The sequence below is a fragment of the Cellulomonas sp. URHD0024 genome (genome assembly GCF_000426185.1).
GTDB lineage: Bacteria > Actinomycetota > Actinomycetes > Actinomycetales > Cellulomonadaceae > Cellulomonas.
Genome location: NZ_KE384505.1, coordinates 641,820 through 667,974, shown reverse-complemented (window position 1 = coordinate 667,974; position 26,155 = coordinate 641,820). Strand labels below are relative to the sequence as shown.

Genomic DNA, 26,155 nt, shown 5'->3' with positions numbered 1-26,155 from the left:
GCAGGTCACCGCGCGCCGGTACCGTCCCCGGCGCAGCAGGTCACCGCGCGCCGGTACCGTCCCCGACGCAGCAGGTCACCGCGCGCCGGTACCGCCCCCGACGCAGCAGGTCACCGCGCGCGCTGCCCCCCGCGGCGGAGGTCACCGGGGGCTGCTACCGCACCCGGCGCAGCAGGTCATCGCGCGCCGCTGCCGCGCGCGGCGCGGGTCACCGTGCGCCTCGGCAAGCACTACAGCATCGCGGTCGTCCCACGAATAGGGACCTTTGCCTTTATCGGGGACACCCTCGCGCTCCGTAGCGTCGATGTCATCAGCCACCACCCCGGCCTCGACAAGGAGCACAACACCGTGACTGTCACGGACCGCGCCAACCGTAAGAACACCACCTCGTCGCAGACGTCCGACAAGACGCCTGCATCCCCTGCGCCTGGTCCTGACGCACCCGCCCTCGACGCCCCCGCGAGCGCGGCTCCCATCAGCGCGACCCCCGCGACCGAGGCACCCCTGAGCGAGGCGCCGGTGAGCCCGGTGCCCGCGACGACCGTTGCACCGGCGTCGCAGGCTTCCGCGGTCGAGGCCGTCGCCGTGGAGGCTTCGTCCGACGAGATCGACGAGCTGGTCACCCGGGCGACCGAGGCACTCGCCGAGTACGCGCACTTCACCCAGGAGGACGTGGACCGGTTCGTGAAGAAGGGGTCGGTCGCGGCCCTCGACCAGCACGGCGCGCTCGCCCAGCTGGCGGTCAAGGAGACCAGCCGCGGCGTCTTCGAGGACAAGGCTGTCAAGAACATCTTCGCGTGCGAGCACGTGACCAACTCGATCTCGGGCCTGAAGTCCGTCGGCGTCATCTCGCACGACGAGCTCACCGGCATCACCGAGATCGCGGAGCCTGTCGGCGTCATCTGCGGCGTCACCCCGGTGACCAACCCGACGTCGACCACCATCTTCAAGGCGCTCATCGCGCTCAAGACCCGTAACCCGATCATCTTCGCGTTCCACCCGAGCGCGCAGAGCTCGTCGGTGGCGGCCGCCCGCGTCGTGCGGGACGCAGCGGTCGCCGCCGGCGCCCCCAAGGACTGCATCCAGTGGGTGGAGCACCCGTCCATCGCGGCGACCACCGCGCTGATGCAGCACCCCGGGGTGGCGCTCATCCTGGCCACGGGCGGCAACGCCATGGTCCGCGCCGCCTACTCGTGCGGCAAGCCTGCTCTCGGTGTCGGCGCGGGGAACGTCCCCGCCTACATCGAGAAGTCGGCCAAGCTGAAGCGGGCGATCAACGACGTCGTGCTGTCCAAGGCGTTCGACAACGGCATGGTCTGCGCGTCCGAGCAGGCTGTGATCCTCGACGACGAGATCTACGACGCAGCGATGGAGGAGTTCGCGACCCTGCACGCATACCGGGCGACCCCCGCCGAGAAGGCGCTGCTCGAGCAGCTGATCTTCGGCGTCACCGCCGAGGGCAAGAACTGCGGCGGCGCCAAGCTCAACGCGTCCGTGGTGGGTCAGTCGCCGCAGTGGATCGCCCGGCAGGCCGGGTTCGAGGTTCCCGACGACACGTCGATCATCCTCGCCGAGGTCCCCTCGGTCGGGCCGCAGGAGCCGCTGACCCGCGAGAAGCTCGCGCCGGTCCTGGCGGTGCTGCGCGCGACGAGCACGGAGCACGGCATCACGCTCGCCGAGCAGATGGTCGAGTTCGACGGCCTGGGTCACTCGGCCGCGATCCACACACGCGACGACGCCCTGGCCGAGGAGTTCGGCAAGCGCGTCGAGGCTGTCCGGATCATCGTCAACGCGCCCTCGTCGCTCGGCGGCATCGGCGACATCTACAACGCGTTCATCCCCTCGCTCACCCTGGGCTGCGGCTCGTACGGCCACAACTCCGTGTCGAACAACGTCTCGGCGGTGAACCTCTTGAACATCAAGCGCGTGGGTCGTCGCAACAACAACCTGCAGTGGTTCAAGGTGCCGGCCAAGACGTACTTCGAGCCGAACTCGATCCGCTACCTCGCCGACATGCCGGACGTCGAGCGCGTCACCATCGTCACCGACGCGACGATGACGACCCTCGGCTTCGTCGACAAGATCATCGACGTCCTGAACCGCCGTCCCAACAAGATCGCGCTCCAGATCATCGACCAGGTCGAGCCCGAGCCCTCGGTCAAGACCGTCCAGGCCGGCGCCGCGCAGATGCGCCACTTCCGGCCCGACACGATCATCGCGCTCGGCGGCGGCTCCCCCATGGACGCCGCGAAGGTGATGTGGCTGCTCTACGAGCACCCGGAGATCGAGTTCTCCGACCTGAAGCAGAAGTTCTTCGACGTGCGCAAGCGTGCGTTCAAGTTCCCGGTGCTCGGGGAGCTCGCGCAGCTCGTCTGCATCCCCACCACGTCGGGCACGGGCGCGGAGGTCACGCCGTTCGCGGTGATCTCGGACCCGGACGCCGGCAAGAAGTACCCCCTGGCCGACTACGCGCTGACCCCGTCGGTCGCGATCATCGACCCGGTCCTGACGTCCCGGATGCCGAGGTCGCTGGCGGCGGACTCCGGCTTCGACGCCCTGACGCACGCCACCGAGGCCTACGTCAGCGTCTACGCCAACGACTTCACCGACGGCATGGCGCTGCACGCGATCCGGCTGATCTTCGAGAACCTCGCGCTCTCGGTGAACGGCGACCCGACCGACCCTGCGACGCAGGACGCCCGGGAGAAGATGCACAACGCCGGGACGATCGCGGGCATGAGCTTCGGCAACGCGTTCCTCGGCATCGTGCACGCCATGGCCCACGTGGTCGGCTCGACGCATCACCTGGTGCACGGCCGCACGAACGCGACGCTCCTGCCGCACGTCATCCGCTACAACGGCACCGTCCCGACCAAGCTCACCAGCTGGCCGAAGTACGAGCACTACGTGGCTCCCGAGCGGTTCCAGCAGATCGCGGCGATGCTCGGGCTGCCCGCGGCGACACCGGCGCAGGGCGTGGAGTCCTACGCGCAGGCCGTCGAGGAGCTCCGTTCGGCCGTCGGGATCCCCAGCTCGTTCCAGAGCCAGGGTGTCGACGAAGCCGCATTCCTCGGCCAGCTCGACGAGGTCGCCATGGGTGCCTACGAGGACCAGTGCGCCCCGGCCAACCCGCGGATGCCGATGATCGAGGACATGAAGGACCTCATGGTCGCGGCCTACTACGGGACCTCGGTCCAGGACGCGCGCGCACGTCGCGCGGGAGACGAGGCACGGGTCTGAGAGACCCGCACGTTCGACCGAGACCTCGCGCCCGCGAGGTCTCGGTCTGCAAGCAGCCGTGGCGGGTGGGTTTCCGGGGTGGCGCCCGCCCGCCACGGCGACACGCCTCCGTCGATGCGCTCGCCGCAGTAGTCTCTGGGCCTGCGATGCCCGACGACGAGACGACGAAGGAACTGCGCATGACAGCCCCGACGACCTCCCGACGCCTCTCCCACCTCGCGATGCCGCTGATCGCGGCCGCGTTGGCCCTCGGCCTCACGGCGTGTTCCGACTCCGGTATCGACGATGCGGCGCAGAAGGCGAAGGAGGCCGCGGCCTCGGCCAGCGACGCCGCCCACAAGCTGTCGGCGAAGGTCGACGAGGCGGAGTCGACCGCGAAGCAGGCGAAGGCCAAGGCCGACGAGCTCGCGGCCAAGCTGGAGGCGTTGGACGGGGCCGGCAAGAAGGCGGTCAACGACGCCACCGGTGCGGTGACGGGCGCGCAGACGGCACTCGACGATGCCAAGGCGAACGGCGCGGCGAGCGCGCAGGACTCTCTCGACGACGCCAAGAAGAAGGTCGACGACGCCCAGGCAGAGGTCGAGGCCGCGAAGGCCACAGCGAGCGGTTCCGCCGCGGAGTCCCTCGACTCCCTCGCGGCCCAGCTGTCGCAGCTGAGCGACCAGCTGGACGCCGCAGGTTCCTGAATCGCGCGGTTCGAGCGGTTTGGTGTGCTGCGAAGGGGTGAATTGGCCGCCCGTCGGCGCGGGACGTTGTACTAATCGCGCGGCGTGCCGATCTTGAATGTATGGCAGATCGTCAGGCGCACCGCGAGTTGCGACGCCACCACGTCGAGTGGTGGATCGTGACCGCATGGGCGTCCCTCGCGCTGGTCGCGGCAGCAGGCTTCACAGCCGCCGCCGGACTGGTGAGCTGAGCGCACGCGCTCCACGGGCCCCCTCCGGCGGGGTCCGGGCCTCGACGCACGGCTGCCGCCCACCAGCGTCACCTGGGCCTCGACGCACTGCCGGCACCCACCAGCGTCAACCGGGCCTCGGCGCACGGCCGCTACCCCACCCGCTTCCGGGGTCTCGGCGCACGGCCGCCGACCGACCCGCATATCCTCGCCGGCATGACTGACGCTCGTTGGCAGGCCGTCGCACGCGCCACCGGACTCCTCGGCGCCGACGGCGTTCCGCGCGCGACCGTGTTCGCCGAGATGTCGGCCCTCGCCGCCCGCACGGGCGCAGTGAACCTCGGGCAGGGGTTCCCGGACGTCGACGGCCCGGAGTCGGTGGCCCGCGCGGCTGCCGACGCGATCCTCGGCGGGGCCAACCAGTACCCGCCGGGTCCCGGCATCGCGGAGCTCCGGGAGGCGATCGCCGCGCACCAGCTCGAGCACTACGCCCTGCGCTGGGACCCGGACACCGAGGTGCTCGTCACGGCGGGCGCCACCGAAGCCCTGGCCGCAGCCGTGCTGGCGCTGGTCCGGCCGGGCGACGAGGTGCTCACGCTCGAACCCTTCTACGACTCCTACGCAGCGGTGATCGCCATGGCCGGTGCGACGCACACGACGGCCCCGCTGCAGGCAGGCGACGACGGCTTCCGGCTCGACCTCGACGCGCTCGCCGCCGCCTTCACCGACCGCACCCGGCTCCTCCTCGTGAACACCCCGCACAACCCGACGGGCACGGTCCTGACGCGGGCCGAGCTGGAGGCGATCGCCCGGTTGGCGCAGGCGCACGACGCGATCGTGCTGACCGACGAGGTCTACGAGCACCTGCTGCTGCGCGACGATGCCGGGGTCCGGCCGACCCACGTCCCGATCGCGACACTGCCCGGGATGGCGGAGCGGACGCTGACCGTCTCGTCCGCCGGCAAGACGTTCTCCTTCACCGGCTGGAAGATCGGCTGGGTGACGGGTCCGGAGCGGCTGGTGACCGCGGTCCGCACGGTGAAGCAGTTCCTCACCTACGTCTCTGGGGCGCCGTTCCAGCCGGCGATCGCGTTCGCGTTGCGCGACCCGGAGGTCGCCGCGTGGGTCGACGAGTTGGCCGACTCGTTGTCGCGTCGTCGCGACCTGCTGTGCACCGGGCTGCTGGACGCTGGCTTCACCGTGGTGCGTCCGCAAGGGACGTACTTCGTGCTCGCCGACGCGGCACCGCTGGGCTACGCGGACGGCACCGCACTGTGCCGCGACCTCCCCGGCCTCGCCGGCGTGGTGGGCGTCCCGGTGAGTGCGTTCACACACTCCCGCTCGCGGGTCGACGAGGCGCTGCGCTCGTGGGTCCGGTTCACGTTCGTCAAGCGCGACGACGTGCTCGAGGAGGCCGTGCGACGCCTCCGCCGCCTGCACACCTGACCGGTCAGCGTCGGACGACCGCGAGCCGGCGTCGCGCGACGACCAGAGCGAACCCGAGGGCGACCATCGCGACGGCCAGCGCCAACCCACCCGCCGGCTCGGAACCGGTCTGTGCGAGGGACGGGTCGGTCGTCGGCACGGCGGGCGCGGGTGTCGCCGGCACGACCGCCGTGGGCGGCAGCAGCGTCGGGGGTGCGGTCACCGGCGCCGCCGTCACGGGCGGTGCAGGCGGCGGCGCGACGTGCACGGTCACTCGGGCGGAGACAGGCTGGCCCGCGGCGTCGTGGGCGTTGTAGGTGAACGAGTCGGCACCGCTCCACCCGGGCGCCGGCGTGTAGCGGTAGCTGCCGTCCCGGTCGATGACGACGGTGCCGTGTGCCGGCGAGGTCCCGACGGAGGTCACGGTCAGCCGAGTGCCGTGGTCGTTGGTCAGCACACCTGGACCCGCGACGACCTGCACGGTGTTCGCGGGGATGGTGCCCGCGTCGTCGTCGGCCGCCGTGGGCGTGACGGTGATCGTGACGGTGGCCGGCGGTGAGGACAGGTCGTCGGAGTCAGCCCGGTACGTGAAGGTGTCGATGCCGGAGAAGTCGTGCGCCGGGACGTAGTCGAACGAGCCGTCGGGACGCAGCGCGACCGAACCGTGCGTCGGCGGCGACACGAGCGAGGCGACCAGCGGGCTGCCGACGTCGTTGGTCAGGACGCCCGTGGCGACGACCGTCAGCGGAGTGTTCACGGCGGTCGTCCACTGGTCGTCGACCGCTCGGGGCGTCACCGTCAGGTGCACGATCGCGGACGCGGTCTGCCCCGCGTCGTCGGTGATCGTGTAGGTGAAGCTGTCGAGGCCGAGGTAGCCGGGGTCGGGCGTGTACCGGTAGGAGCCGTCGCCGCCCAGGACCAGCCGGCCGTGCGTCGGCGCACTCGTGACGGGCGTGCGCACCGTCAGCCGGGTCCCGGCGTCGTTGCCGAGGATCCCGACGGGGCGCACCACGAGCGGGGTGTCGACGGTCGTCGTTCCGTAGTCGTCGACCGCGACCGGTTCTGCAGGGACGGGCAGGATGTCGAGCGACGTCTCGAACTGCTGGGACGGGAAGTACGTCCAGACGTCGAGCCCCTTGGAGTCGCCGAGGGTGCCGTTCGTGGTGGAGCACTGAGCGTTCGCGTTCTTCCCGGCACCGTCGCCGAACGCCCGGGCGAGGCTCGTGCTGTCGACGCCGTCCCTCGCGTCGGCGGCCGGGCTGCTCGGCAGGACGCCCACGAACGACGGGCACAGCAGCCCGCTGTCTTCGTCGCCGACGAAGACATGGGAGCTCGAGGTGTAGCTGCGGTCGTCGAAGAAGACCCGGGTGCAGTTCTTCCCGGTGCTCGGGACGTCCGCGAACGGGCAGACGTTGTTCGGCGGGTTGAGCAGCGTGATGCTCGGCCCACCGCGCGTCGAGCTCTCCACGTCGAGCATCGGAGCGTGGTACTCGCCCGCTCGGAGCACTGCCTTGACCAGGTAGTTGTTCCGCACGGGGAACGCGACGCCGGAGTTGTCCTTGCCGTCCCAGACGATCGTCTTCACGCCCGGCCCCACCACGCCGCGCAGGACACGGTTGGCGGGAAGGCCCGGGTCGTAGCGCGACGGGTCGTAGACCTTGGGGTCGGAGCTCGTGTCGGACCGGGAGATGACGATCTCGTACGTGCCGCCAGTCCCCGCGTTGAGCGTGAAGGTCCCTCCCTGGTCGACGTAGCTGCCGTGCGCGGTGGCCCGACCCGTGAACTTGACGGCTTTCAGGACCGGCTGGACCGGGGCTCTCGGGATGCCCAGCGCGGCCAGGGTCGCGGGAGCGAGGGGCTCGAACGACAACGGGTACTGCGGACGGGCCAGGTGCACACCGCCGGCGAGCGCCGGGAGCTGCTGCGGTGCAGGTCCCACGCCGACGACGTCGTGGTTGAGCGGCGTGACCCCGTCGGCGTCGAGGAATCCCTCGCGGTTCCCGTAGAAGACGAAGCCGTTCGGGTCGAATCCGTTGGTGTTCACCAGGTAGCGGTAGCCGTCGAGCGTGTTGAGGTACATCGACATGGTGACGGGACGCGGGTTGCCTCCCGTGAACGCCGCGAGCACGTACGTGAAGACCCGTCCGGGAATGCCGCCCGAGCCCGTGGCGTCCGTCGCAGCGCGCACCGTCAGGTCCCAGGCGTTCACCGCCGTGCCCGCTGCGGCACGGAACGTGCCGGGATCGAGGACCGAGTCCGGCGTGCCGTCCGCGGTGCCCGACGCGCCTGCGGAGCCGTAGAACGCGACCCGGTAGAGGCCCGTCTTCGGTGCCTTGTACACGCAGGGGACGTAGCCGGCGGTGTTCGCCGACCCGTCGACCGACCGGGCCCGCGCGAGCTCCTGCGCGCGTGTGGAGATCAGGCCCGTAATGGTCGTCAGCCGATGGGCGGAGCACAGGAAGCCGTTCTGGCCGTCGACGACGACGGGGAGCACGGGCGCCTCGGTGTCGGTGATCTGACCGGGGTTCCAGATGGTGATGTCTGCGGCACCCGTGCCGACCGACGAGGATCCGGTGAGGATCTGCTCGCCGGCCCGGGCGAACACCGAGAACAGCGTCCGCCGCTGGATGCGGGTCTCGGTGTCGGGCCCGTACGCGTTCGTCCGCCACTCGATCGCCGCCCGGCACCGCGCGTCAGGTGAGGTGCCGTTGCAGGGCGGGTCGGCGAGCGCGGAGCCCGGGTAGAGGTCGGCGCTGCCGGACGCCAGCGCAGGCGTGGCGGCTCCCCCGAGTGCGAGCACGCACACGACCAGGCAGAGCAGGAGACGGCGGAGCACGCGGGACCGATCCTTCCGGGTTCCCGCCAGGCCGCGGTGCGCATCGCGAGCCGGTTGCGCGTCCAGCCGGCGGGGTTCGCGCGCACACTACGGACGATTGCGACGTCTGCCGTGCGCCGTTCGGGTGGAGGTCGACGTCGACGACGAGTTCACCCGTACGACTTGTCCGAGATGTGCCGGTCTGTGGTCGATCGAACGTGGTGGGCGCTCAGTCCAGGACCGTCGACCCGCCCGACCATGCCCCGTCGCGCCGGTACGCGCGGGTACCGACGGCCAGGACGACAAGTGCTCCCGCTGCGGACGCCAGCATCACGGCGGCCATCGCGACGGCGTCACCGCCGAGCAGGCCGGAGAGCGGGCTGACGATCCCTGCGACACCCGCCTGGGTCGCACCGATCACCGCCGCCGCGGTGCCGGCGAGGGCCCCGTGCCGGGTGAGCGCGAGTGCGGACGCGTTGGGCGGGATGAAGTTGACCATGAAGAGGATCAGCCACAGGACGACGAGCAGCGCCGCCAGCCCACCCCAGCCCGTGACGGCGATCGCCAGCAGCCCGAGCGCGAGGGTCACCGAGATCGGCAGCACGACGCGCAGGATCCGGATCGGCGCGACGCGACGGACGAGCGCCGCGTTGACCTGCGCCCCGGCGACGAGACCGATCCCGTTGACCGCGAACAGCAGCGCGAACTGGTTCGACGTCAACCCGTACCCCTCGCGGAGCACGAACGGCGACCCGACGACGTACGCCATGAGCACCGCGATGCCGAGACCCGGCAGGATCGCGAGCGCGACGAACTGCCGGTCGCGTACCAGTCGGCCGTAGCCCGCCACCGCGGTGCGCAGCCCCCCGTCGCGACGCCGCTCGACCGGCAGCGTCTCGGGCATGCGCCGCCAGACGACGACCCACAGCACCGCACCGAACAGCGCGAGCGCACCGAAGACCGCACGCCACCCGAGCTGCCCGGCGATCAGGCCGCCGATGGACGGTGCGAACAGCGGCGCGACACCGATGACGAGCATCAGGCGCGACATGAGACGCGATGCGTCGGAGCCCACGAACCGGTCGCGGATGATCGCCATGGCCACCACGGACGCCGACGCGTTGAAGAACCCCTGGAACGTCCGCAGCGCGATGAGCGGGATGATCGCCGGCGCGACCATGCACAGCAGCGACGTCAACACGTGCATCGCGACGCCGAGGAGCACGGGCAGCCGGCGACCGAACCGGTCGGACACGGGACCGATCACGAGCTGTCCCACGGCGCCGCCGAGGAGCATCGCCGTCATGGTCAGCTGCGCCATGGTCGCGGTCGTGCCCAGGTCGCGGGCGACCTCGGGCAGCGACGGCAGGTAGATGTCGGTCGAGATCGCCGGCAGCGCGCACATCAGGCCCAGGAGCAGCACGTACCGGACGTCCGGGGTGTACGTCCGGCGGGGTGCGTCGGGGCCCGCCGATGCGGCGGTGGGTGCGGCGGATACGGTCGGTGCCGTCGGGACAGGTGGGGCGGTGCGCAAGCTCATCGCATTCCATTTTTCCTTGCCCCGAGCGATTTGTCGAATCGATTCGATGTGACCTTCGACGCCTGGTCTCCGGCCGGCGGGCGATATGTCGGAGCCTGCTGGCAGGCTGGGCGCATGTGCGGTCGATACGCCTCCTTCCGGGAGGACCAGGCGCTGGCCGACGAGTTCGCGATCGCGACGATCGCCGACGACGTGCGCCTGCTGGGCCCGTCGTGGAACGTCGCGCCCACGGACGGCGTGCGGATGGTCGTCGAGCGGGCGGACAAGCAGACCGGCGAGATCACACGGCAGCTGCGCGTCGCGCGGTGGGGCCTGGTCCCGTCGTGGGCCAAGGACATCTCGGTCGGCAGCCGGATGATCAACGCGCGCGTCGAGTCGATCGCCGACAAGCCGGCGTTCGCGAGGCCGTTCGCCGCCCGGCGTGCGCTCCTGCCTGCCGACGGGTACTTCGAGTGGAAGAAGCCGTCACCGGACTCGGCCAGCAAGCGCAAGCAGCCCTACTTCCTGCATCCCGCCGACGGTGCCGTCGTCGCACTCGCGGGGTTGTACGAGTTCTGGAAGGACCCCTCGAAGGCCGACGACGACCCGGAGCGCTGGGTGGTGAGCGCAACCGTCATCACGCGACCGGCCTCCGAGGAGCTCGCGCACATCCACGACCGGCAGCCGCTCATGCTGCGGCCCGAGGCCTGGGACGCCTGGCTCGATCCGGCGGTCGGCGCCGACGAGGCCGCCACGCTGCTCGAGGCGCCCGCACCGGACATCGTCGCGACGCCCGTGTCCGGCGCGGTCGGGTCCGTGGCCAACAACGACCCGAGCCTGGTCGAGGAGGTACCTCTGGACCACGACGCCATCGAGTGACCCTCGCCCGCCGGCTGACCTTCGCCCGCCGGCTGACCCCCGCGCACCGGCTCACCCCCGCGCACCGGCTCACCCCCGCGCACCGGCTCACCCCCGCGCGCCGGCTCACCCCCGCGCGCCGGCTGATCCTCCCGCGGAGTGACCAGCCGGCGCGACACCCGCGGACGGGGTCAGTTCCGTCCCAAGGGATCAACGGACACGTCGCAGTGCTCGTCGAGCGTGCAACCGGCGGGAAGGTCCGGGTACGGCACGTGGGGCGCGGTGTCGGTCGGCCCCTGGTCGACGAACGTGTCGCGGTACGGCGGGCGGTCGGCGCTGACGTCCCGGACCCGCTCGAGCAGCCGCCCGGTCACCGGATCCACGATCACCCGCTCGGAGGGGCGGGCGACCAGCACTCCGGGGCGCCCGGTGCTGTCGGTGATGTTCGCTCCGACCGTCGTGCCAGGGATCTGCGCGGCCACCTCCCAGAGCGCCTGCCGCAGCGCCGGCGAGGCCGGGCTGTTGACGAGCAGCTCCTCGACCGAGCCCCAGAGGGTCTGGTCCTCGACCCGGTCCGGTTGGTCGGGGTCGGTGTACGACCGCAGCGCGAGCTCGAGCGCGACCGGCTCGGTCGGCAGCGTGAACATCTCGTCCCAGGTGATGCCGGGACCGAAGGTTGCCGGCCCGGTCACGGTCGGCTCGGTGCTCGCCACGTCGATCCACACGGTCGGCTCGTGGTGACCCGACCAGATCTCCAGACGGCCGCGCTGGGTTTCCCCGGTGACGTCGCTTCGGCTGTCCGAGATCTGCACGGAGTGCCAGTAGGCGGCGTCGCGGGAGACGTCCGGCTGCTCGCCGGCCGCCTGACCCGCGCGCACCAGGAGCTCCGCGGCACTCGCGGTGGAGATCGGCGTGCGCCCCCCGGTGCTGAGCACGGGGATGGCGACGAGGGCGACCGCTGCAGCGGCCCCGACGAGGACCGTCAGGCCGATCCGGCGACCTCGTCGGCGGCGCAGGACGGTGGCGCCCTCGACGCGAGGCAGCTCCATGGCGGTCCTCAGCTCGGCGTACGCAGCGGCGAGCGCATCGGGGTCCGGCGAACCGTTCGGGCCGATGGCGACGAGGCGGTCCTCGAGAGTGGTGTTCACAGCGTCCTCCGGGCTAGGTCATGGATGCGGTCAGCGGAGTCCGGGCGGGGACGGTCACGAGGCGGTTCGTCGGGCGGCGGTTCCACCAGGCCCGCCAGTCGGCGCCGAGCCCGGTGCAGGCGGACCTGGAACGTCGCGACGCTGACCCCGTGCACGGTCGCCGCCTGCGCGGGTGTCAGTCCGTCCCAGGTGACCAGCAGAAGCGCCTCGCGATCCCGGGGCGACAGCGCAGCGAGCCCGCGGAGCATCGTCGTGCGCTCGATCGCCAGGGTCTCGGCGCCCGGGGCGGGAGCCGGCGAGACCGACGCGAGCCGGGCGAGCTCGTCGTGCAGCACCCGCTGCCGGACGTGCGATCTCCTGGCGTTCGCGATCGTGTTGCGGGCCACGACGATGAGCCACGGCAGGGCCTCGCCGGGAACCTCGGCCAACCGGCGCCACGCCACCAGGAACGTCTCGGAGACGACCTCCTGGGCGGTGTCCGGGTCGACGTGCCGCATCGCGTAGGCGTGGATCCGAGGGGCGTGCGCCGACCACAGGCCTTGGAAGTGCTCGGCACCTGTGTCGCTGCCACCAGGCGGGCTGTCCTGTCGAGTTCCCATGCTCTGAAGTGTCCGGCAGGCCCTCGGACTTACAGCCGGGCTCTACGAGCTGCTGCGACCGGGGCCCGCGCCTTGAGGGGTCGCCGCCCAACGACGCCCGATCGCGCGCAGCATGCTCGGGTAGACGATCAGGTACCGGAACGGCGTGATGAACGCCATGTACAGCCGCCCGGTCCACCCGTTCGGCCGGACGAGCACCGTCAGCTGCGCGCTGTAGACGTCGCCCGCGCCGCGCACCCAGCCGATGTGCACGAGACCGTGCACGGTGCCGTTGGCCGTCTCGGCGACCCATTCGTCGTGCGTCTGGAACACGGACCGGAACGGTAGGACCTTCGAGTCGGGGCCGCGTGGCCCGGCGGCCAGGTCGGCGGGCAGACGGTCGCGCACGGAAGCCACCCGGCCACCGATCCCGGACTCGGGCCTGTCCCAGCCGAACCAGGTCCCGAGCTTGCGACGCGCCAGGAAGAGAAACCCCACGACACCGCGGCGGACCGTGGATCCGTCGCCACTGGTGAAGCCCCGCACGAGGCGGTCGAGGTCGTCGGGCCCGCCCGGCGTCGGGAGCTGCCAGACGTCCTCGACCTCGAAGTCCGGTGCGACCTCGTGCAGGCGCCAGGGGCGGTTCAGGTATTCGGAGCTCGGAAGTCTCATCTGCTCGGTCCTCGTCGACGGCCGGTCGCTCGACGGTAGCGAGGAGTGGACGTGGACGGTCCCGGCTCTCAGCCGACCCTCAGCCGCTGGCGGCCGAGAGCACCTGCACCGGCGTGACCGTGCCTATCCCGGCGAGCTCGCGCGGGGCCTGCGGTTCCAGCACGAAGCGGCCGTCGGTCGACAGCACCTGAGCCGTGGCCTCGTCGACGTAGACCGTGGACGGGTCGGCGATGTCCGTGAGCCGGGCGGCGAGGTTCACGTGCGGGCCGAACACGTCGCCGAACCGCGACAGCACGCGACCCCAGACCAGGCCGACGCGCACCGGCGTGACCCCGCGCGCACCCTCGAACAGGCCACCCGTCGTGGTCTCGCGGTCGACGTCGAGCTCCTTGCCGAGGGCGTCGGCGAGCCGCAGGGCGATGGCCGCCCCGGTCCCGGCGCTGTCGGCGACGAAGAGCACCGCATCACCGATGGTCTTGACCACGCGCCCGCCACCCGCGGACACGATGTCCCGTGCCGCGGTCTCGAACCGCTGCACGAACTGGGACAGGTCCGTGGACCCGAGCCCCGCGGTCCGGCGCGTGAACGAGACCATGTCCGCGAAGCCGACGGCGCGGGCCAGCGGCAGCGCCGACCGGTCGGGGCCAGGGGCACGCAGCTCGCCGAACTCGGCGGCGTACCGACCCGCGATCGCCGCGAGCTGTCGACGGTAGGAGTGCACCAGCTGGGCCTCGAGGACGGGCGCGAGCGCGCCGAGCCGGTCGAGCACGAGCAGCCGCGCGGAGGTGTCGTCCAGCTCGTACCGGTCGGCCATGTCCTCCACGAGCGCCTCGACCTGCCAGAGTGCGAGGCGGTCCGAGGTGTGCCCGAGCGCGCGCGTGACGGTGATGACCGTGCGCAGGTCGAGGCCGTAGTCGCGGACCAGGGCGGCGGCACGGTCGACCGCCTCCGCGTCGCGCTCGGTGTAGACGTTGTCGTCCGCGTCGGCGTGCGGCAGGCCCATGGTCGTCCAGAACCCGCGGACGACCTCGATGTCGATCTGGGCCCGCTCGGCGAGATCCCGAGCGCTGAGCGTGCGGGGCCCTCCGAGCAGCTCGGCATCGAGCTCCCCTACCGTCGACTCGAGGAAGTCGAGGTCCTGCGATCGGTCGTCGGGCACGGGACGAGGGTAGTTCACCCAGCCCCGCGAACGTGGTGCACGTCACCCGCGAGGACGAGGTGCTCGAAGCCGGACGCGTCCCGCACGACGAGCCCTCCCTCCTCGGACAACCGCACCGCGACGCCCGTCACCTCGGACCCGCCCGGCAGCTCCACCCGGACCGTGTCACCGAGCGTCCCGCACACGAGAGCGATCTCGTCGGAGAGCCCCGACCACACGGTGTGCCCGCCCGCGTCACGCCAGCGGCGGGTCACCGCGATCAGCGCGTCGACCAGCGAGACGAGCAGACCCTCGCGGTCCACGTGCTGCGCACCCGCGAGGGCGAGCGACGTCGCACTGGGCACCGGAAGCTCGTCGACGCCCTGGCTCACGTTGATCCCGATCCCGATGACGACGGCGGCCGGTCCCCCGTCGCTCATCGGGACGACCTCGGCGAGGATGCCGCCGACCTTGCGCACCGGCCCCCAGCCGTCGATCTCGGTCTCTGCCGGCACGAGCAGGTCGTTGGGCCACTTCAGGACGGCCGGTACGCCCGCAGTGGCACGCAGCGCGTTGACCGCGCCGAGGCCGGCGAGCAGGCTCAGCCAGCCGAGCGTGGACGCCGGGACGACCGGCCGGACCGCGAAGCTGCAGGTCAACGACGTACCGCCGGGCGTCTCCCAGGTGCGACCTGCCCGGCCGCGCCCTGCGGCCTGGTGCTCGGCGATCAGCACGCTCCCGTCCGGCCACGATGCCGGGTCGGCTCTGAGGTCGGCCGCGACGTCGGAGTTGGTCGACTCCGTCACGTCGACGATCTCGACGCGCGCGAGCGGGCCGTTCGGGGCGAGCAGCAGCGACTTGAGCTCGTCGGCACGCAAGGCCGGTCGTGACGTCGTCATGACGTCATCCTGTCGCGCGTTGTGGGAACTCGACACCCCGACGCGACGAAGACCGTGATGCGCCTGCACGTCGATGGAGGGCTTCGACAACTAGCCTCGTCGGGTGACTGAGATCAAGCAGCCTGCGGACACCGCCGCCCCGCGCACCACGGCCGGCAAGCTGGCTGACCTCGCTGCTCGGTACGAGGCGCAGGGCGAGGCCGAGCAGAACGCGGTCGACAAGCAGCACGCCCGCGGCAAGCGGTCCGCCCGCGAGCGCATCGAGCAGCTCCTCGACGAGGACTCCTTCACCGAGATCGACGCGTTCGTCCAGCACCGGTCGGTGAACTTCGGCCTCGACAAGAAGAAGTTCGCCGGCGACGGGGTCGTCGTGGGCCACGGCACGATCGACGGCCGCCCGGTGTGCATCTACTCGCAGGACTTCACGGTCTTCGGAGGCAGCCTCGGCGAGGTGCACGGCGAGAAGATCACCAAGGTCATGGACCTCGCGCTGCGCACGGGCGTCCCGATCATCGGTATCAGCGACGGCGGCGGCGCACGCATCCAGGAGGGTGTCGCGGCCCTCACCCAGTTCGCGGAGATCTTCCGTCGCAACGTCGCGGCCTCGGGTGTCATCCCGCAGATCAGCCTGATCCTCGGCCCGTCGGCGGGCGGCGCGGTGTACTCCCCCGCGCTGACCGACTTCATCGTCATGGCCGACGGCTCGTCGAACATGTTCATCACCGGCCCCGACGTCATCCGCGCGGTCACCGGCGAGGACGTGGGCTTCGAGGAGCTCGGCGGCGCGACCACGCACAACACCCGCTCCGGCGTCGCGCACTACATGGGTTCCGACGAGGACGACGCCTTCGACTACGTCCGCGCGCTGCTCACCTACCTGCCGCAGAACAACCTCACCGACCCGTGGACGTTCGACCACGCGGCGGACCTGTCGGTCACCGAGGAGGACGAAGAGCTCGACACCCTCCTGCCCGACTCGGACAACCAGCCGTACGACATGCGCACGGTCGTCGAGCACGTGCTGGACGACGGTGTACTTCTCGAGGTCATGCCGTTGTACGCCCAGAACGTGCTCATCGGGTTCGGGCACGTGGAGGGCCACCCCGTGGGGATCGTCGCCAACCAGCCGATGTCCATGGCCGGCACGCTCGACATCAACGCGGCCGAGAAGGCCGCCCGCTTCGTGCGCACGTGCGACGCGTTCAACATCCCGGTGCTGACGTTCGTCGACGTCCCGGGCTTCCTGCCGGGCACGGACCAGGAGTGGAACGGCATCATCCGGCGCGGCGCCAAGCTCATCTACGCCTATGCCGAGGCCACCGTGCCGCTCGTCACCGTGATCACCCGCAAGGCGTACGGTGGCGCCTACATCGTCATGGGGTCCAAGCAGCTGGGCGCGGACGTCAACCTCGCCTGGCCCACGGCGCAGATCGCGGTCATGGGGGCCGGCGGTGCGGTGAACATCCTGCAGCGCGGCGCCCTGAAGAAGGTGGCCGACGCCGAGGGTGATGTCGAGGCCGAGCGGCGCCGCCTGACCGCGGAGTACGAGGAGGCCATCGTGAACCCGTGGGATGCTGCCCAGCGCGGCTACGTCGACGCGGTGATCCCCCCGAGCAGGACCCGCGCCGAGGTCACCAAGGCCCTGCGTCTGCTGCGCACCAAACGGGCGTCGCTGCCCCCGAAGAAGCACGGGAACATACCGCTATGAGCCTCGACCTATGAGCCACGACGACCACGACGACCACACCCACGCGGCCCACGGTCCGGACCCGCTGCACGGAGTCGAGAGCGCCGATCTGCACGTCCTCGTCGACCAGCTGACGACCGCGCTGCACGGGTACGTGGACACCGCCGTCGGCGTCCGCGCCGAGTTCGGCTCGACCGAGGCCGACGAGGACCCGCGCATCCTCGCGCTCGAGTCGGAGATCGGCGGCCTGAACGCCCGCCTCTACGACCTCCTGCACGAGCGCCTGGGCCTGCACGCGGATCTCACGGGCATGTCGTGGGGCGACGAGGACGACGGCGACGCGGACGGGCTGGCCGAGCCGCTCGAGGTCGACACGTTCCACCTCGGGTTCCTGATCGGTCCCCCGGTGGGGACCTCGGACCTGTCGCTCGACTCCGTCCTCGACCTGGTCGAGCAGGGCGGTTCGGACCTCGCGGGTCGCCTCGTCGAGGCTGGTTTCGTCGTCGACGGCTGGGGGGCGTCCCGCGGTGCGCCGTTCGACTTCGACGAGGACGAGGACGAGGACGACGAGGATGGCGACGACGCGTGAGCGACGCGCCCGAGAGCACGCAGATGCAGGTGGTGCGCGGCACCCCTGACGACGTCGAGCTCGCTGCGCTCGTCGCGGGCCTGATGGCAGCGGCCTCGGAGCGCGCCGGCCATGCCGAGCCGGCCGTGGATGGGGTCGCGGCGCCCTGGGCGGACCGCCGCCGCACGATGCGGGGCGTGCGCGACGACGCTCTCCGCCCGGGCCCCGACGCATGGCGCTGGAGCCTGCGCGCCTGACCCTCCGGTGCTGGGCGACCGCTACCGGACACCTGCGGCGCGGCGTACCGACAAGTACGCTCGCGGGCGTGACGATGACGCCGAGGTCGGAAGAACGTGCGAGCACCTCCATCGACGAGATCGCCGAGTCGTACCTGACGCGGTACGCGGTGCTGGACCCGCTGGCCGCGACGGCGATCGGGATCGCTGGTCACGACCACGAGATGACGGACCTCTCGCCGGCGGGCATCGACGCACGCGTCGCCCTCGCGCGGTCCACCCTGGCCTCCCTCGACGGCCAGGTGCCGGTCGACGCCGTGGACGAGCTCACCCTCGCGGCGATGCGCGAACGGCTGGGGCTCACGATCGAGCTCTACGAGGCCGGCGAGCAGCACCGCTCCCTGAACAGCATCGAGTCGCCGGTGCAGCACCTGCGCGGCATCTTCGACGTCATGCCCACGGACACCGTCGAGGCGTGGTCCAACATCGCCGCCCGCCTCAACGCGCTGCCGTTCGCGGTCGACGGCTACGTCGAGTCCCTGCGGCTCGGCGCCACGCTGTCCGGGGTCGCTGCCGCGCGTCAGGTGGCAGAGGCAGCTCGGCAGGCCGACGAGCTCGCCGACCCCCCGACCTCGTTCTTCACGACGTTCATCACGGGCGAGCTCGTGGACTCGGTGCTCGACGAGTCGGCGTCCTGCTCCCTGGTGCGCGCGGAGCTCGAGCACGGCGCGGCCGCCGCACGGCGGGCCTACAGCACGCTCGCCGCCTTCCTGCGCGACGAGCTCGCTCCGCTGGCCCCGGAGTCCGACGCGGCCGGTCGCACGCGGTACGCACTGTGGTCGCGTGAGTTCCTCGGCGCGAGAGTCGACCTCGACGAGACCTACCGGTGGGGACTCGACGAGCTCGCGCGCGTCGTCGCCGAGCAGGAAGCCGTCGCTGCGCAGATCGCCGGACCGGGAGCGACCGTCGCGGACGCCGTCGCGGTGCTCGACCAGGACCCGTCCCGCCTGCTGACCGGCACGGACGCCCTCCAGGCGTGGATGCAGGAGACCGCGGACGCGGCGATCGAGGCCCTCGACGGGGCACACTTCGACATCCCCGCCGAGCTGCGCCGCCTCGAGTGTCGGATCGCCCCGACCCAGAACGGCGGCATCTACTACACACCGCCGAGCGACGACTTCAGCCGACCGGGCCGCATGTGGTGGTCGGTGCCGCCCGAGGTCACCACCTTCAACACCTGGCGGGAGAAGACGACGGTCTACCACGAGGGCGTCCCGGGGCATCACCTGCAGATGGGCCAGGCGGTCTACGAGCGGGCGACGCTGAACCGGTGGCGCCGGCTCGCGTGCTGGACCTCCGGGTACGGCGAGGGGTGGGCGCTCTACAGCGAGCGGCTCATGGCGGACCTCGGCTTCCTCGACGACCCCGGCGACCGCCTCGGCATGCTCGACGGCCAGCGCATGCGTGCCGCCCGCGTGGTCTTCGACCTGGGCGTCCACCTCGGGCTGCCGGCGCCGCAGGAGTGGGGCGGGGGGACCTGGGACGCCGACAAGGGCTGGGAGTTCCTCAAGGCGAACTTCAACATGCCCGAGGCGTTCATCCGGTTCGAGTGGAACCGGTACCTCGGGTGGCCCGGGCAGGCACCGTCCTACAAGATCGGCCAGCGTCTCTGGGAGCAGACGCGCGACGAGGCAGCCGCGAAGTCCGCCGCTGCCGGCGAAGCGTTCGACCTGCGCGCGTTCCACGCCCGCGCGCTGGGCATGGGTGCCCTCCCCCTGGACGTGCTGAAGCAGGCGTTCGCGGGCTGAGCGGGCGGCGCGCGCCCGGCTGAGCGGGCGCCCGGCTCAGCGGACGCTCGGCTCAGCGGACGCCCGGCTCAGCGGACGCCCGGCTCAACCGACGCCCGGCTCAACCGTCACCGGGCTGAGCGCGAACCGGGCTGAGCGCGGACCCGGCCCGCGCCCTGGCGGCGTCAGGCGATCAGCTGAGACCCGTACCGCAGCACGATCGCGGCGACCATGAAGACGAGCACGGCGACCGTCACGAACCAGTCGTTCCCGCTCGCGACGAACCGCCGCGCCCCGGGGCCGATGTCGATCACCCCGTCGCGGACGTTGATGCGCGTCAGGCCGGCCCACACGAGCGTGGTCGTCGCGGTGATCAGCAGGCACCACGGGCACAGGGCGTGGATGGCGAAGTACGAGACGCCGAACAGGTACCAGGCGAAGAGCAGGCCGACCGAGTAGACGGCCTGCGCGCTGAGCATGAACCACCGCGGGAACACGACGCCGCCGATCATGGCTACGGCGATCGTGATGACGACCGACTCGGCCGCGATGCCGAGGAACGCGTTCGGGAAGTAGTCGCCCAGGATGTGCGCCTCGGGCCGGAGCGCGACCTTGGCGCAGTCGAGCACCGGGTTGATCGAGCAGCTCAGCGCGGCCTTCGGGTCGTGCGCCAGCTTGAGCGCGTCGATCGACAGGACGAACGAGGCGAGCAGGCCGAGCGCGCCGGAGATGACCATCTCGATCGCGGTCCGGCGCCGCCACTCCAGGGTCGGCGGTTCGAGCAGGTCGGGGTCGGGATCGACGTAGTCGTCGAGGTCGTCGTCGTCGATCGGGTCGAGGTCGGTCTCGGGGTCCGGGACGCCGTCGTCCACACCCTTCGACGTTGCTCGCGTCGCGTCAGCCATCTGCTCTCCTCGTGCGCTCGGGCCGACTCCGTCGCCGCCCGCCCGGGCCGGCGGTACCGCCCGCCGCGACCCGCCCAGTGCGCCTCCATTCTGCCCTGCGTTCGCTGTGCTCAGGACCGGGCCGGAAGTCCCGTCCGAACACATCTTGACCGGTATAGGAGTCCCGGCGACTTTATCGGTACAGAGAATACATGGACCGACCAGGAACCGGAGGACACCATGTCCATGGACGGACCCCAGCTGGGGCTGCTCTTCGGGCCGCCCGCCACGTACCACGAAGCGCACAGCGCCTTCCCGACGGCTCCGGTCGTCGTGACCCGGCGCCGTCGCACCTCCCAGAGCCGTCGGCCCCCGGTGGCGCGCACCCGCCGTTCCGTCGCCGGCCTCCTGCACCACGTGGCCGACGCGATCAGCCCCGCCCCGGCACACCCGGGCGGCACGGCGACGCGGTGACGAACGCCGCGGCGACCTACCCTGTCCCGCATGGAGCGGAACAGGATGTCGGCGCGCGTGCGGGCCGCAGCGCGCCGCCGATCGGGCTCGTTCCCGCGGACCGGGACGGCGGTACGCCCGTGGCGCGCGTGACGCTGCAGACCATCGCGGACCGCGTCGGCGTCAGCCGGATGACGGTCTCCAACGCGTTCTCGCGCCCCGACCAGCTCTCGGCCGAGATGCGCCGCACGATCCTCGACGCCGCGGCCCAGCTCGGGTACGTCGGCCCGGACCCGTCGGCACGGGCGCTCGCCCGCGGCACGACGGGCGCCGTGGGCGTGCTGCTCACCGAGTCCGTCGGCGCCGCGTTCCGCGACCCGATCGCCGCCGCGTTCTTCGGCGCGGTCGCCGAGGAGCTGGCCCCGACCGGGCTCGCGGTCGTCCTGCTCCCCGCGAACGGCGCCGAGGGCATGATCCCCGCGCGCGACATCCCCATGGACGCGGCGCTCGTCTACGGCTGCGCCGCCGACTACCCCGCCGTCGACTGGCTCGTCCGCCGCAAGCTCCCGCTCGTGTTCGTCGACGGCGACCCGCGGCCCGGATCTGCGAGCGTGATCCTCGACGAGCGCGAGGGTGCGCGCCTGGCCGCCCAGCACCTGCTCGACCTCGGCCACCGACGCGTGGCCACCTTCACCATGAACGTCGAGGTCCCACCCGGCTGGGCACCGGACGTCACCGCGGCGGCGAGCGGGTTCGTCGCGCGCGAGCGCCAGCTCGGCTGGATCGAGACCCTGACCGCCGGCTGCGCCACACCGGTGACGTACGAGGTCCACGACAACATGGAGCCGTACATCTCCGAGGGCGCCCGCGCGCTGCTCGCCGGTGACACGCCTCCCACGGCCGTCCTGTGCTTCTCCGACCTGATGGCCGCGGCCGTCGTGCACGCCGCCGAGCAGCGTGGCCTGCGGGTACCGCAGGACGTGTCGGTGATCGGGTACGACGACGTCCCGCTGGCCCGACGTCTGCGACCGACGCTGACCACCATCCGCCAGGACTTCGAGGCCAAGGGCAGGGCCGCGGCCGGGGCACTCACCCGCTCGATCGCGCGAGAACGCGCCGGTGACCCCGCCGACCCCGAGCAGCACGTCGTCGCGGTCGCGCTCGTCGTCCGGGACAGCACGGCGCCGCCGCCGTCCTGACGCACCACGCCGTAGGCTCGCATCCCGTGACCCGCCTGCTGCTCGCCTCCGCCTCGCCCGCCCGCCGCGCCACGCTCGTCGCCGCGGGGATCGACCCGCTGGTCGCGGTCTCCGACCTCGACGAGGTGGCCACGCTGGCCGCCGCCGAGGTCAGGTTCGGTGCGCTGGAGCCGGCCGACGCGGTGCTGCTGCTGGCCCAGGCCAAGGTGGAGGACGTGTCCCGGAACCTGCCCGAGGACCTCGACGACGCCGACGACCTCCTGCTCCTCGGCTGCGACTCGATGCTCGAGCTGGACGGCCAGATCTACGGCAAGCCGGCCGACGCGGACGAGGCCCGGACCAGGTGGCAGGCGATGCGCGGGAAGACCGGCGTCCTGCACACCGGGCACTGGCTGATGGACGAGCGCGCGACGCCGACCATGCTCGGCGCGACCTCGTCGACGACCGTGACGTTCGCGGACCTGACCGACGACGAGATCGACGCCTACGTCACGACCGGTGAACCGCTCGCCGTGGCCGGCGCGTTCACGATCGACGGCCTCGGCGGACCGTTCGTCGAGCGGATCGAGGGCGACCACCACGGCGTCGTCGGGCTGAGCCTGCCGCTGCTGCGCGAGCTGCTCGGCGCGGTCGGCGTACGCATCCCGGACCTGTGGCGTTCGGCGTAGAAATTGTCCCTAGGCGACAACCCGGCGCCCCGAGCGCGCCGTCTTCGGGCCGGTCGTCGTCGGAAACCTACAAGAACCGCACGCCGGGCCTGGCCGGATCCCCAATCTTGCGCGGGCGCGCGGCCACGGCGCGAGCCAAAGCCTGCCTCCACGTTACGGTGAGCCGTGCCCGTCATCTCCAAGGTCCTCATCGCCAACCGCGGTGAGATCGCCGTCCGCATCGCCCGTGCCTGTCGCGACGCGTCGATCGGCTCCGTCGCCGTCTACGCCGACACCGACCGCGAGGCCCTGCACGTGCGCATCGCCGACGAGGCGTTCGCACTCGGCGGTGCCCGCGCCGCGGAGACCTACCTCGACATCGCCAAGCTGCTGGACGTCGCTCGGCGCTCCGGCGCGGACGCCGTGCACCCGGGCTACGGCTTCCTCGCGGAGAACGCCGCGTTCGCGCAGGCGGTCATCGACGCCGGGCTGACCTGGATCGGTCCCCCGCCGTCGGCGATCGAGTCGCTGGGCGACAAGGTCAGCGCACGGCACATCGCGCAGCGCGCAGGTGCCCCCCTCGTCGCCGGGACACCCGACCCGGTCCAGGGCGTCGCCGAGATCCACGCGTTCGCGGCGGAGCACGGCATGCCGATCGCGATCAAGGCGGCGTTCGGCGGCGGCGGACGCGGCCTGAAGGTCGCCCGCACCGTCGACGAGATCGACGAGATGTTCGAGTCGGCGGTCCGCGAGGCTGTCGCGGCGTTCGGTCGCGGCGAGTGCTTCGTCGAGCGGTACCTGGACCGTCCGCGGCACGTCGAGACCCAGTGCCTTGCCGACGAGCACGGCACGGTCGTCGTCGTCTCCACCCGCGACTGCTCGCTGCAGCGCCGCCACCAGAAGCTGGTCGAGGAGGCGCCCGCGCCGTTCCTCACCGCCGAGCAGAACACGCAGCTCGTCGAGTCCTCCAAGGCGATCCTGCGCGAGGCCGGCTACGTCGGCGCGGGCACGTGCGAGTTCCTCGTCGCTGCCGACGGCACGATCTCGTTCCTCGAGGTCAACACGCGGCTCCAGGTCGAGCACCCGGTGACCGAGGAGGTCAGCGGCGTCGACCTGGTCCTCGAGCAGCTGCGGATCGCCGCCGGCGAACCCCTCGGCTACGAGTCGGTCCCGACGCGCGGGCACTCGATCGAGTTCCGCATCAACGGCGAGGACCCGGCAGCGGGCTTCCTGCCCGCGCCCGGCAAGATCACCACGCTGCGCCTGCCCACCGGCCCGGGCGTGCGCGTCGACTCCGGCGTGGTCGAGGGAGACAGCGTCTCCGGCCTGTTCGACTCGATGATCGCGAAGCTCGTCGTCACCGGCGCCGACCGTCCGCAGGCCCTGGCCCGCGCGCGCCGCGCCCTGGCGGAGCTCGAGGTGGTCGGCATCCCGACGGTCGTCCCGTTCCACCGGGCCGTCCTCGATGCCAAGGCGTTCGCCCCCGCGGACCCTGACGAGGCGTTCACCGTCCACACGCGCTGGATCGAGACCGAGTTCGCGGAGACGGTCGCCGCGCTCGGTGCGTCGGCGCCCGCACAGCCGCAGGAGGACGAGGACGAGCCGGCCGCCCTGGAGCGGGTCGTCGTCGAGGTCGGAGGCAAGCGCATCGAGGTCGTCCTGCCCGCCGCGCTGGCCCTGGGCCGCGGACTGTCGCAGACGGGCCGCGGTGGTCCGGCCGCCCGCCGACCGGTCCGACGCGCCGCCAAGACGAGCTCGTCGAACGGCACCACGCTCGCCTCCCCGATGCAGGGCACGATCGTCAAGGTCGCCGTCGCCGAGGGCGCCCAGGTCGCCGAGGGGGACCTCGTGGTCGTCCTCGAGGCCATGAAGATGGAGCAGCCGCTCCTCGCCCACCGCGCCGGCACCGTGACGTCCCTGTCCGCCGGGGTCGGGTCGAGCGTCAGCGCGGGCACCGCCATCTGCGAGATCGTCGGCTGAGCACCTCGTCCGACGTGGAGCCGCCGCACCGCCCCCGCCAGCCCGGCGACGGCTGGGTGGAGTGCGGCTGCGGACTGCGGCACTGGGGTCTGTTCGGCGCCGCCGGCCTCCTGCTCGTCCGGCGTGACGACGGCGGCCGCGCGACGGCTGTCGTCCTTCAGCACCGTGCGCGCTGGAGCCACCACGGCGGCACCTGGGGTGTGCCCGGCGGTGCCCGGATGCCGCAGGAGAGCGCCGCGGACGCCGCGCTGCGGGAAGCCGCCGAGGAGGCCGGCATCGACCGCGCGAGCGTCCGTCTGCGCAGCGAGCACGTCCTGCAGCACCCGGACTGGTCCTACACGACCGTGGTCGCCGACGAGCTCCTTCCCGTCGAACCGTCGGTCACCGACGCCGAGAGCATCGAGCTGCGCTGGGTCCCTGTCGAGGACGTCGCCGCCCTGCCCTTGCTCCCCGCGTTCGCGGACGCGTGGCCGTCCCTGCGCGATCGGCTCGACGCACCCGACCAGGTCGAGCCGGTGAGCCCGTGAGCCGAGTCACACGGCTGGGCGGGTGACGGGGTCGCACTAAGGGCACCCTTAGGGGTAGTCTCGCCGACCAGTGAGGTAAGCCTCTCCTCACGGTCCCCCTGACGGAAGTGCTCATGGTCGCCAACTACCTCATCGGTCTTCGCGAGGGCCTCGAAGCCGCGCTGGTCGTCAGCATCCTCGTGGCGTACCTGGTGAAGACCGAGCGGCGCGACCAGCTCCCCGCACTGTGGGCCGGCGTCGGCATCGCCGTCCTGGTCTCGCTCGGATTCGGTGCACTCCTGACGTTCGGCCCGCAGCGCCTCTCCTTCACGGCGCAGGAGGCCATCGGCGGCTTCCTGTCCGTCGCGGCCGTCGGCCTGATCACCTGGATGATCTTCTGGATGGCCAAGACGGCCCGGCACATGAAGTCGGGCCTGCACAGCAAGCTCGACGACGCCATCGGTGGCGGTCAGAAGGCCGTCCTCGTCGTCGCGCTGCTCGCCGTCGGGCGCGAGGGCCTGGAGACGGCCCTGTTCCTCTGGGCGGGCGCCCAGGCGACCAGCGCCAACGCGCCCGGCGCGACGCCGAACGCCGCACCGTTGGTCGGCGCAGCCCTCGGCCTGGCCACCGCCGTCGTGCTCGGCTGGCTGGTCTACCGCGGCGCGCTCAAGCTCAACCTGCGCACGTTCTTCGCCTGGACCGGGCTGTTCCTGATCGTCGTCGCCGCCGGTGTGCTGTCCTACGGCGTCCACGACCTGCAGGAGGCCACGATCCTGCCGGGCCTGGACAACCTCGCGTTCGACGTCTCCGCGGGCATCCCGCCGACCAGCTGGTACGGCTCCGTCCTCAAGGGTGTCTTCAACTTCTCCCCGGAGACCACCTGGCTGCAGGCCGTCGTGTGGGTCGCGTACATCGTCCCGACACTGTTCTTCTTCATCCGTACCACCTGGGGTCACGCGCCGTCCCGCCCCGCGCCGGCCGCCCCCGTCGTCACGGCCTCCGCCGCCTGACCCTCAGCGTC

The 26,155-nt window shown here is 71.8% G+C and carries 23 protein-coding genes; 15 read left to right on the top strand and 8 right to left on the bottom strand.

Going from position 1 to position 26,155, the window contains the following annotated elements:
- Positions 1-528: 528 nt before the first annotated feature.
- From adhE to I847_RS0119200, 4 genes are all read left to right on the top strand, one after another.
- Positions 529-3,240: a bifunctional acetaldehyde-CoA/alcohol dehydrogenase gene (adhE, locus tag I847_RS0119215; RefSeq protein WP_034611245.1), complete on the top strand. Its 2,712-nt coding sequence runs from the start codon at positions 529-531 to the stop codon at positions 3,238-3,240.
- A gap of 179 nt (positions 3,241-3,419) precedes the next feature.
- The gene (locus I847_RS0119210) at positions 3,420-3,926 is read left to right on the top strand and encodes a hypothetical protein (protein WP_028050993.1); all 507 of its coding nucleotides are present in this window, start codon (positions 3,420-3,422) and stop codon (positions 3,924-3,926) included.
- A gap of 101 nt (positions 3,927-4,027) precedes the next feature.
- The gene (locus I847_RS0119205) at positions 4,028-4,156 is read left to right on the top strand and encodes a hypothetical protein (protein ID WP_028050992.1); all 129 of its coding nucleotides are present in this window, start codon (positions 4,028-4,030) and stop codon (positions 4,154-4,156) included.
- A 195-nt stretch (positions 4,157-4,351) separates the two neighbouring features.
- The gene (locus I847_RS0119200; RefSeq protein WP_028050991.1) at positions 4,352-5,581 is read left to right on the top strand and encodes a pyridoxal phosphate-dependent aminotransferase; all 1,230 of its coding nucleotides are present in this window, start codon (positions 4,352-4,354) and stop codon (positions 5,579-5,581) included.
- A 4-nt stretch (positions 5,582-5,585) separates the two neighbouring features.
- Here I847_RS0119200 and I847_RS0119195 read toward each other — a convergent pair whose 3' ends face one another.
- Complete coding sequence (locus I847_RS0119195) at positions 5,586-8,396, bottom strand: Ig-like domain-containing protein (protein WP_028050990.1); 2,811 nt, start codon at positions 8,394-8,396, stop codon at positions 5,586-5,588.
- Positions 8,397-8,604: 208 nt separating this feature from the next.
- The gene (locus I847_RS24915; protein ID WP_051275074.1) at positions 8,605-9,915 is read right to left on the bottom strand and encodes a multidrug effflux MFS transporter; all 1,311 of its coding nucleotides are present in this window, start codon (positions 9,913-9,915) and stop codon (positions 8,605-8,607) included.
- A gap of 114 nt (positions 9,916-10,029) precedes the next feature.
- Here I847_RS24915 and I847_RS0119185 point away from each other — a divergent pair, with 114 nt between their 5' ends.
- Entirely contained in the window at positions 10,030-10,773 is a 744-nt protein-coding gene (locus I847_RS0119185) for an SOS response-associated peptidase (protein WP_028050989.1), read from the top strand.
- Positions 10,774-10,943: 170 nt separating this feature from the next.
- Here I847_RS0119185 and I847_RS0119180 read toward each other — a convergent pair whose 3' ends face one another.
- The 5 genes from I847_RS0119180 to I847_RS0119160 form a co-directional block, all read right to left on the bottom strand.
- Positions 10,944-11,900, bottom strand: coding sequence for a CU044_5270 family protein (locus I847_RS0119180; protein WP_028050988.1), 957 nt, complete (start codon positions 11,898-11,900; stop codon positions 10,944-10,946).
- Positions 11,897-12,499, bottom strand: coding sequence for an RNA polymerase sigma factor (locus I847_RS24910; RefSeq protein WP_051275073.1), 603 nt, complete (start codon positions 12,497-12,499; stop codon positions 11,897-11,899). The genes I847_RS0119180 and I847_RS24910 overlap by 4 nt, the downstream gene beginning before the upstream one ends.
- Positions 12,500-12,541: 42 nt before the next feature.
- Positions 12,542-13,150 (bottom strand): DUF2867 domain-containing protein, encoded by a 609-nt coding sequence (locus I847_RS0119170; RefSeq protein WP_028050987.1) that lies wholly within the window; start codon positions 13,148-13,150, stop codon positions 12,542-12,544.
- Between the two features lie 79 nt (positions 13,151-13,229).
- Positions 13,230-14,309 (bottom strand): adenylate/guanylate cyclase domain-containing protein, encoded by a 1,080-nt coding sequence (locus tag I847_RS0119165; protein WP_051275107.1) that lies wholly within the window; start codon positions 14,307-14,309, stop codon positions 13,230-13,232.
- A gap of 14 nt (positions 14,310-14,323) precedes the next feature.
- Positions 14,324-15,187 carry a biotin--[acetyl-CoA-carboxylase] ligase gene (locus I847_RS0119160; RefSeq protein WP_028050985.1) on the bottom strand — a complete coding sequence of 288 codons (864 nt, stop codon included), beginning with the start codon at positions 15,185-15,187 and terminating at the stop codon, positions 14,324-14,326.
- A 103-nt stretch (positions 15,188-15,290) separates the two neighbouring features.
- Here I847_RS0119160 and I847_RS0119155 point away from each other — a divergent pair, with 103 nt between their 5' ends.
- The 4 genes from I847_RS0119155 to I847_RS0119140 all read left to right on the top strand — a co-directional run bounded on the left by I847_RS0119155 (position 15,291) and on the right by I847_RS0119140 (position 19,486).
- On the top strand, positions 15,291-16,895 hold the full coding sequence (locus I847_RS0119155) for an acyl-CoA carboxylase subunit beta (protein ID WP_028050984.1): 1,605 nt from the start codon (positions 15,291-15,293) through the stop codon (positions 16,893-16,895).
- Positions 16,896-16,905: 10 nt separating this feature from the next.
- Entirely contained in the window at positions 16,906-17,463 is a 558-nt protein-coding gene (locus I847_RS0119150; protein WP_028050983.1) for a hypothetical protein, read from the top strand.
- Positions 17,460-17,699, top strand: a complete 240-nt coding sequence (locus I847_RS0119145) for an acyl-CoA carboxylase subunit epsilon (RefSeq protein WP_028050982.1) — start codon at positions 17,460-17,462, stop codon at positions 17,697-17,699. Before I847_RS0119150 ends, I847_RS0119145 begins: the two co-directional genes overlap by 4 nt.
- Positions 17,700-17,773: 74 nt before the next feature.
- Positions 17,774-19,486 (top strand): DUF885 domain-containing protein, encoded by a 1,713-nt coding sequence (locus I847_RS0119140; protein WP_028050981.1) that lies wholly within the window; start codon positions 17,774-17,776, stop codon positions 19,484-19,486.
- 164 nt (positions 19,487-19,650) lie between these two features.
- Here the strand turns inward: I847_RS0119140 and I847_RS0119135 are convergent, their stop codons facing one another.
- Positions 19,651-20,370, bottom strand: coding sequence for a vitamin K epoxide reductase family protein (locus tag I847_RS0119135; RefSeq protein WP_081681151.1), 720 nt, complete (start codon positions 20,368-20,370; stop codon positions 19,651-19,653).
- A 225-nt stretch (positions 20,371-20,595) separates the two neighbouring features.
- On the opposite strand from I847_RS0119135, the gene I847_RS0119130 reads away from it, so the two are divergent.
- The 6 genes from I847_RS0119130 (at position 20,596) to efeU (ending at position 26,144) form a co-directional block, all read left to right on the top strand.
- Positions 20,596-20,823 carry a hypothetical protein gene (locus I847_RS0119130; protein ID WP_028050979.1) on the top strand — a complete coding sequence of 76 codons (228 nt, stop codon included), beginning with the start codon at positions 20,596-20,598 and terminating at the stop codon, positions 20,821-20,823.
- Between the two features lie 128 nt (positions 20,824-20,951).
- On the top strand, positions 20,952-22,001 hold the full coding sequence (locus I847_RS0119125) for a LacI family DNA-binding transcriptional regulator (RefSeq protein ID WP_231384290.1): 1,050 nt from the start codon (positions 20,952-20,954) through the stop codon (positions 21,999-22,001).
- Between the two features lie 26 nt (positions 22,002-22,027).
- Positions 22,028-22,669, top strand: coding sequence for a nucleoside triphosphate pyrophosphatase (locus I847_RS0119120; protein ID WP_028050977.1), 642 nt, complete (start codon positions 22,028-22,030; stop codon positions 22,667-22,669).
- A 165-nt stretch (positions 22,670-22,834) separates the two neighbouring features.
- Positions 22,835-24,628 (top strand): biotin carboxylase N-terminal domain-containing protein, encoded by a 1,794-nt coding sequence (locus I847_RS0119115; protein ID WP_028050976.1) that lies wholly within the window; start codon positions 22,835-22,837, stop codon positions 24,626-24,628.
- A gap of 14 nt (positions 24,629-24,642) precedes the next feature.
- Entirely contained in the window at positions 24,643-25,155 is a 513-nt protein-coding gene (locus I847_RS0119110; RefSeq protein ID WP_028050975.1) for an NUDIX domain-containing protein, read from the top strand.
- A gap of 113 nt (positions 25,156-25,268) precedes the next feature.
- On the top strand, positions 25,269-26,144 hold the full coding sequence (gene efeU, locus I847_RS24905) for an iron uptake transporter permease EfeU (RefSeq protein ID WP_034611236.1): 876 nt from the start codon (positions 25,269-25,271) through the stop codon (positions 26,142-26,144).
- Positions 26,145-26,155: the final 11 nt, after the last annotated feature.

Coding starts and splice junctions, on each gene's coding strand:
- I847_RS0119210 (WP_028050993.1), top strand. CDS start 3,420: ATGACAGCCCCGACGACCTCCCGACGCCTCTCCCACCTCGCGATGCCG.
- I847_RS0119205 (WP_028050992.1), top strand. CDS start 4,028: ATGGCAGATCGTCAGGCGCACCGCGAGTTGCGACGCCACCACGTCGAG.
- I847_RS0119200 (WP_028050991.1), top strand. CDS start 4,352: ATGACTGACGCTCGTTGGCAGGCCGTCGCACGCGCCACCGGACTCCTC.
- I847_RS24915 (WP_051275074.1), bottom strand. CDS start 9,915: ATGAGCTTGCGCACCGCCCCACCTGTCCCGACGGCACCGACCGTATCC.
- I847_RS0119185 (WP_028050989.1), top strand. CDS start 10,030: ATGTGCGGTCGATACGCCTCCTTCCGGGAGGACCAGGCGCTGGCCGAC.
- I847_RS24910 (WP_051275073.1), bottom strand. CDS start 12,499: ATGGGAACTCGACAGGACAGCCCGCCTGGTGGCAGCGACACAGGTGCC.
- I847_RS0119170 (WP_028050987.1), bottom strand. CDS start 13,150: ATGAGACTTCCGAGCTCCGAATACCTGAACCGCCCCTGGCGCCTGCAC.
- I847_RS0119160 (WP_028050985.1), bottom strand. CDS start 15,187: ATGACGACGTCACGACCGGCCTTGCGTGCCGACGAGCTCAAGTCGCTG.
- I847_RS0119150 (WP_028050983.1), top strand. CDS start 16,906: ATGAGCCACGACGACCACGACGACCACACCCACGCGGCCCACGGTCCG.
- I847_RS0119140 (WP_028050981.1), top strand. CDS start 17,774: ATGACGCCGAGGTCGGAAGAACGTGCGAGCACCTCCATCGACGAGATC.
- I847_RS0119135 (WP_081681151.1), bottom strand. CDS start 20,370: ATGGCTGACGCGACGCGAGCAACGTCGAAGGGTGTGGACGACGGCGTC.
- I847_RS0119130 (WP_028050979.1), top strand. CDS start 20,596: ATGGACGGACCCCAGCTGGGGCTGCTCTTCGGGCCGCCCGCCACGTAC.
- efeU (WP_034611236.1), top strand. CDS start 25,269: ATGGTCGCCAACTACCTCATCGGTCTTCGCGAGGGCCTCGAAGCCGCG.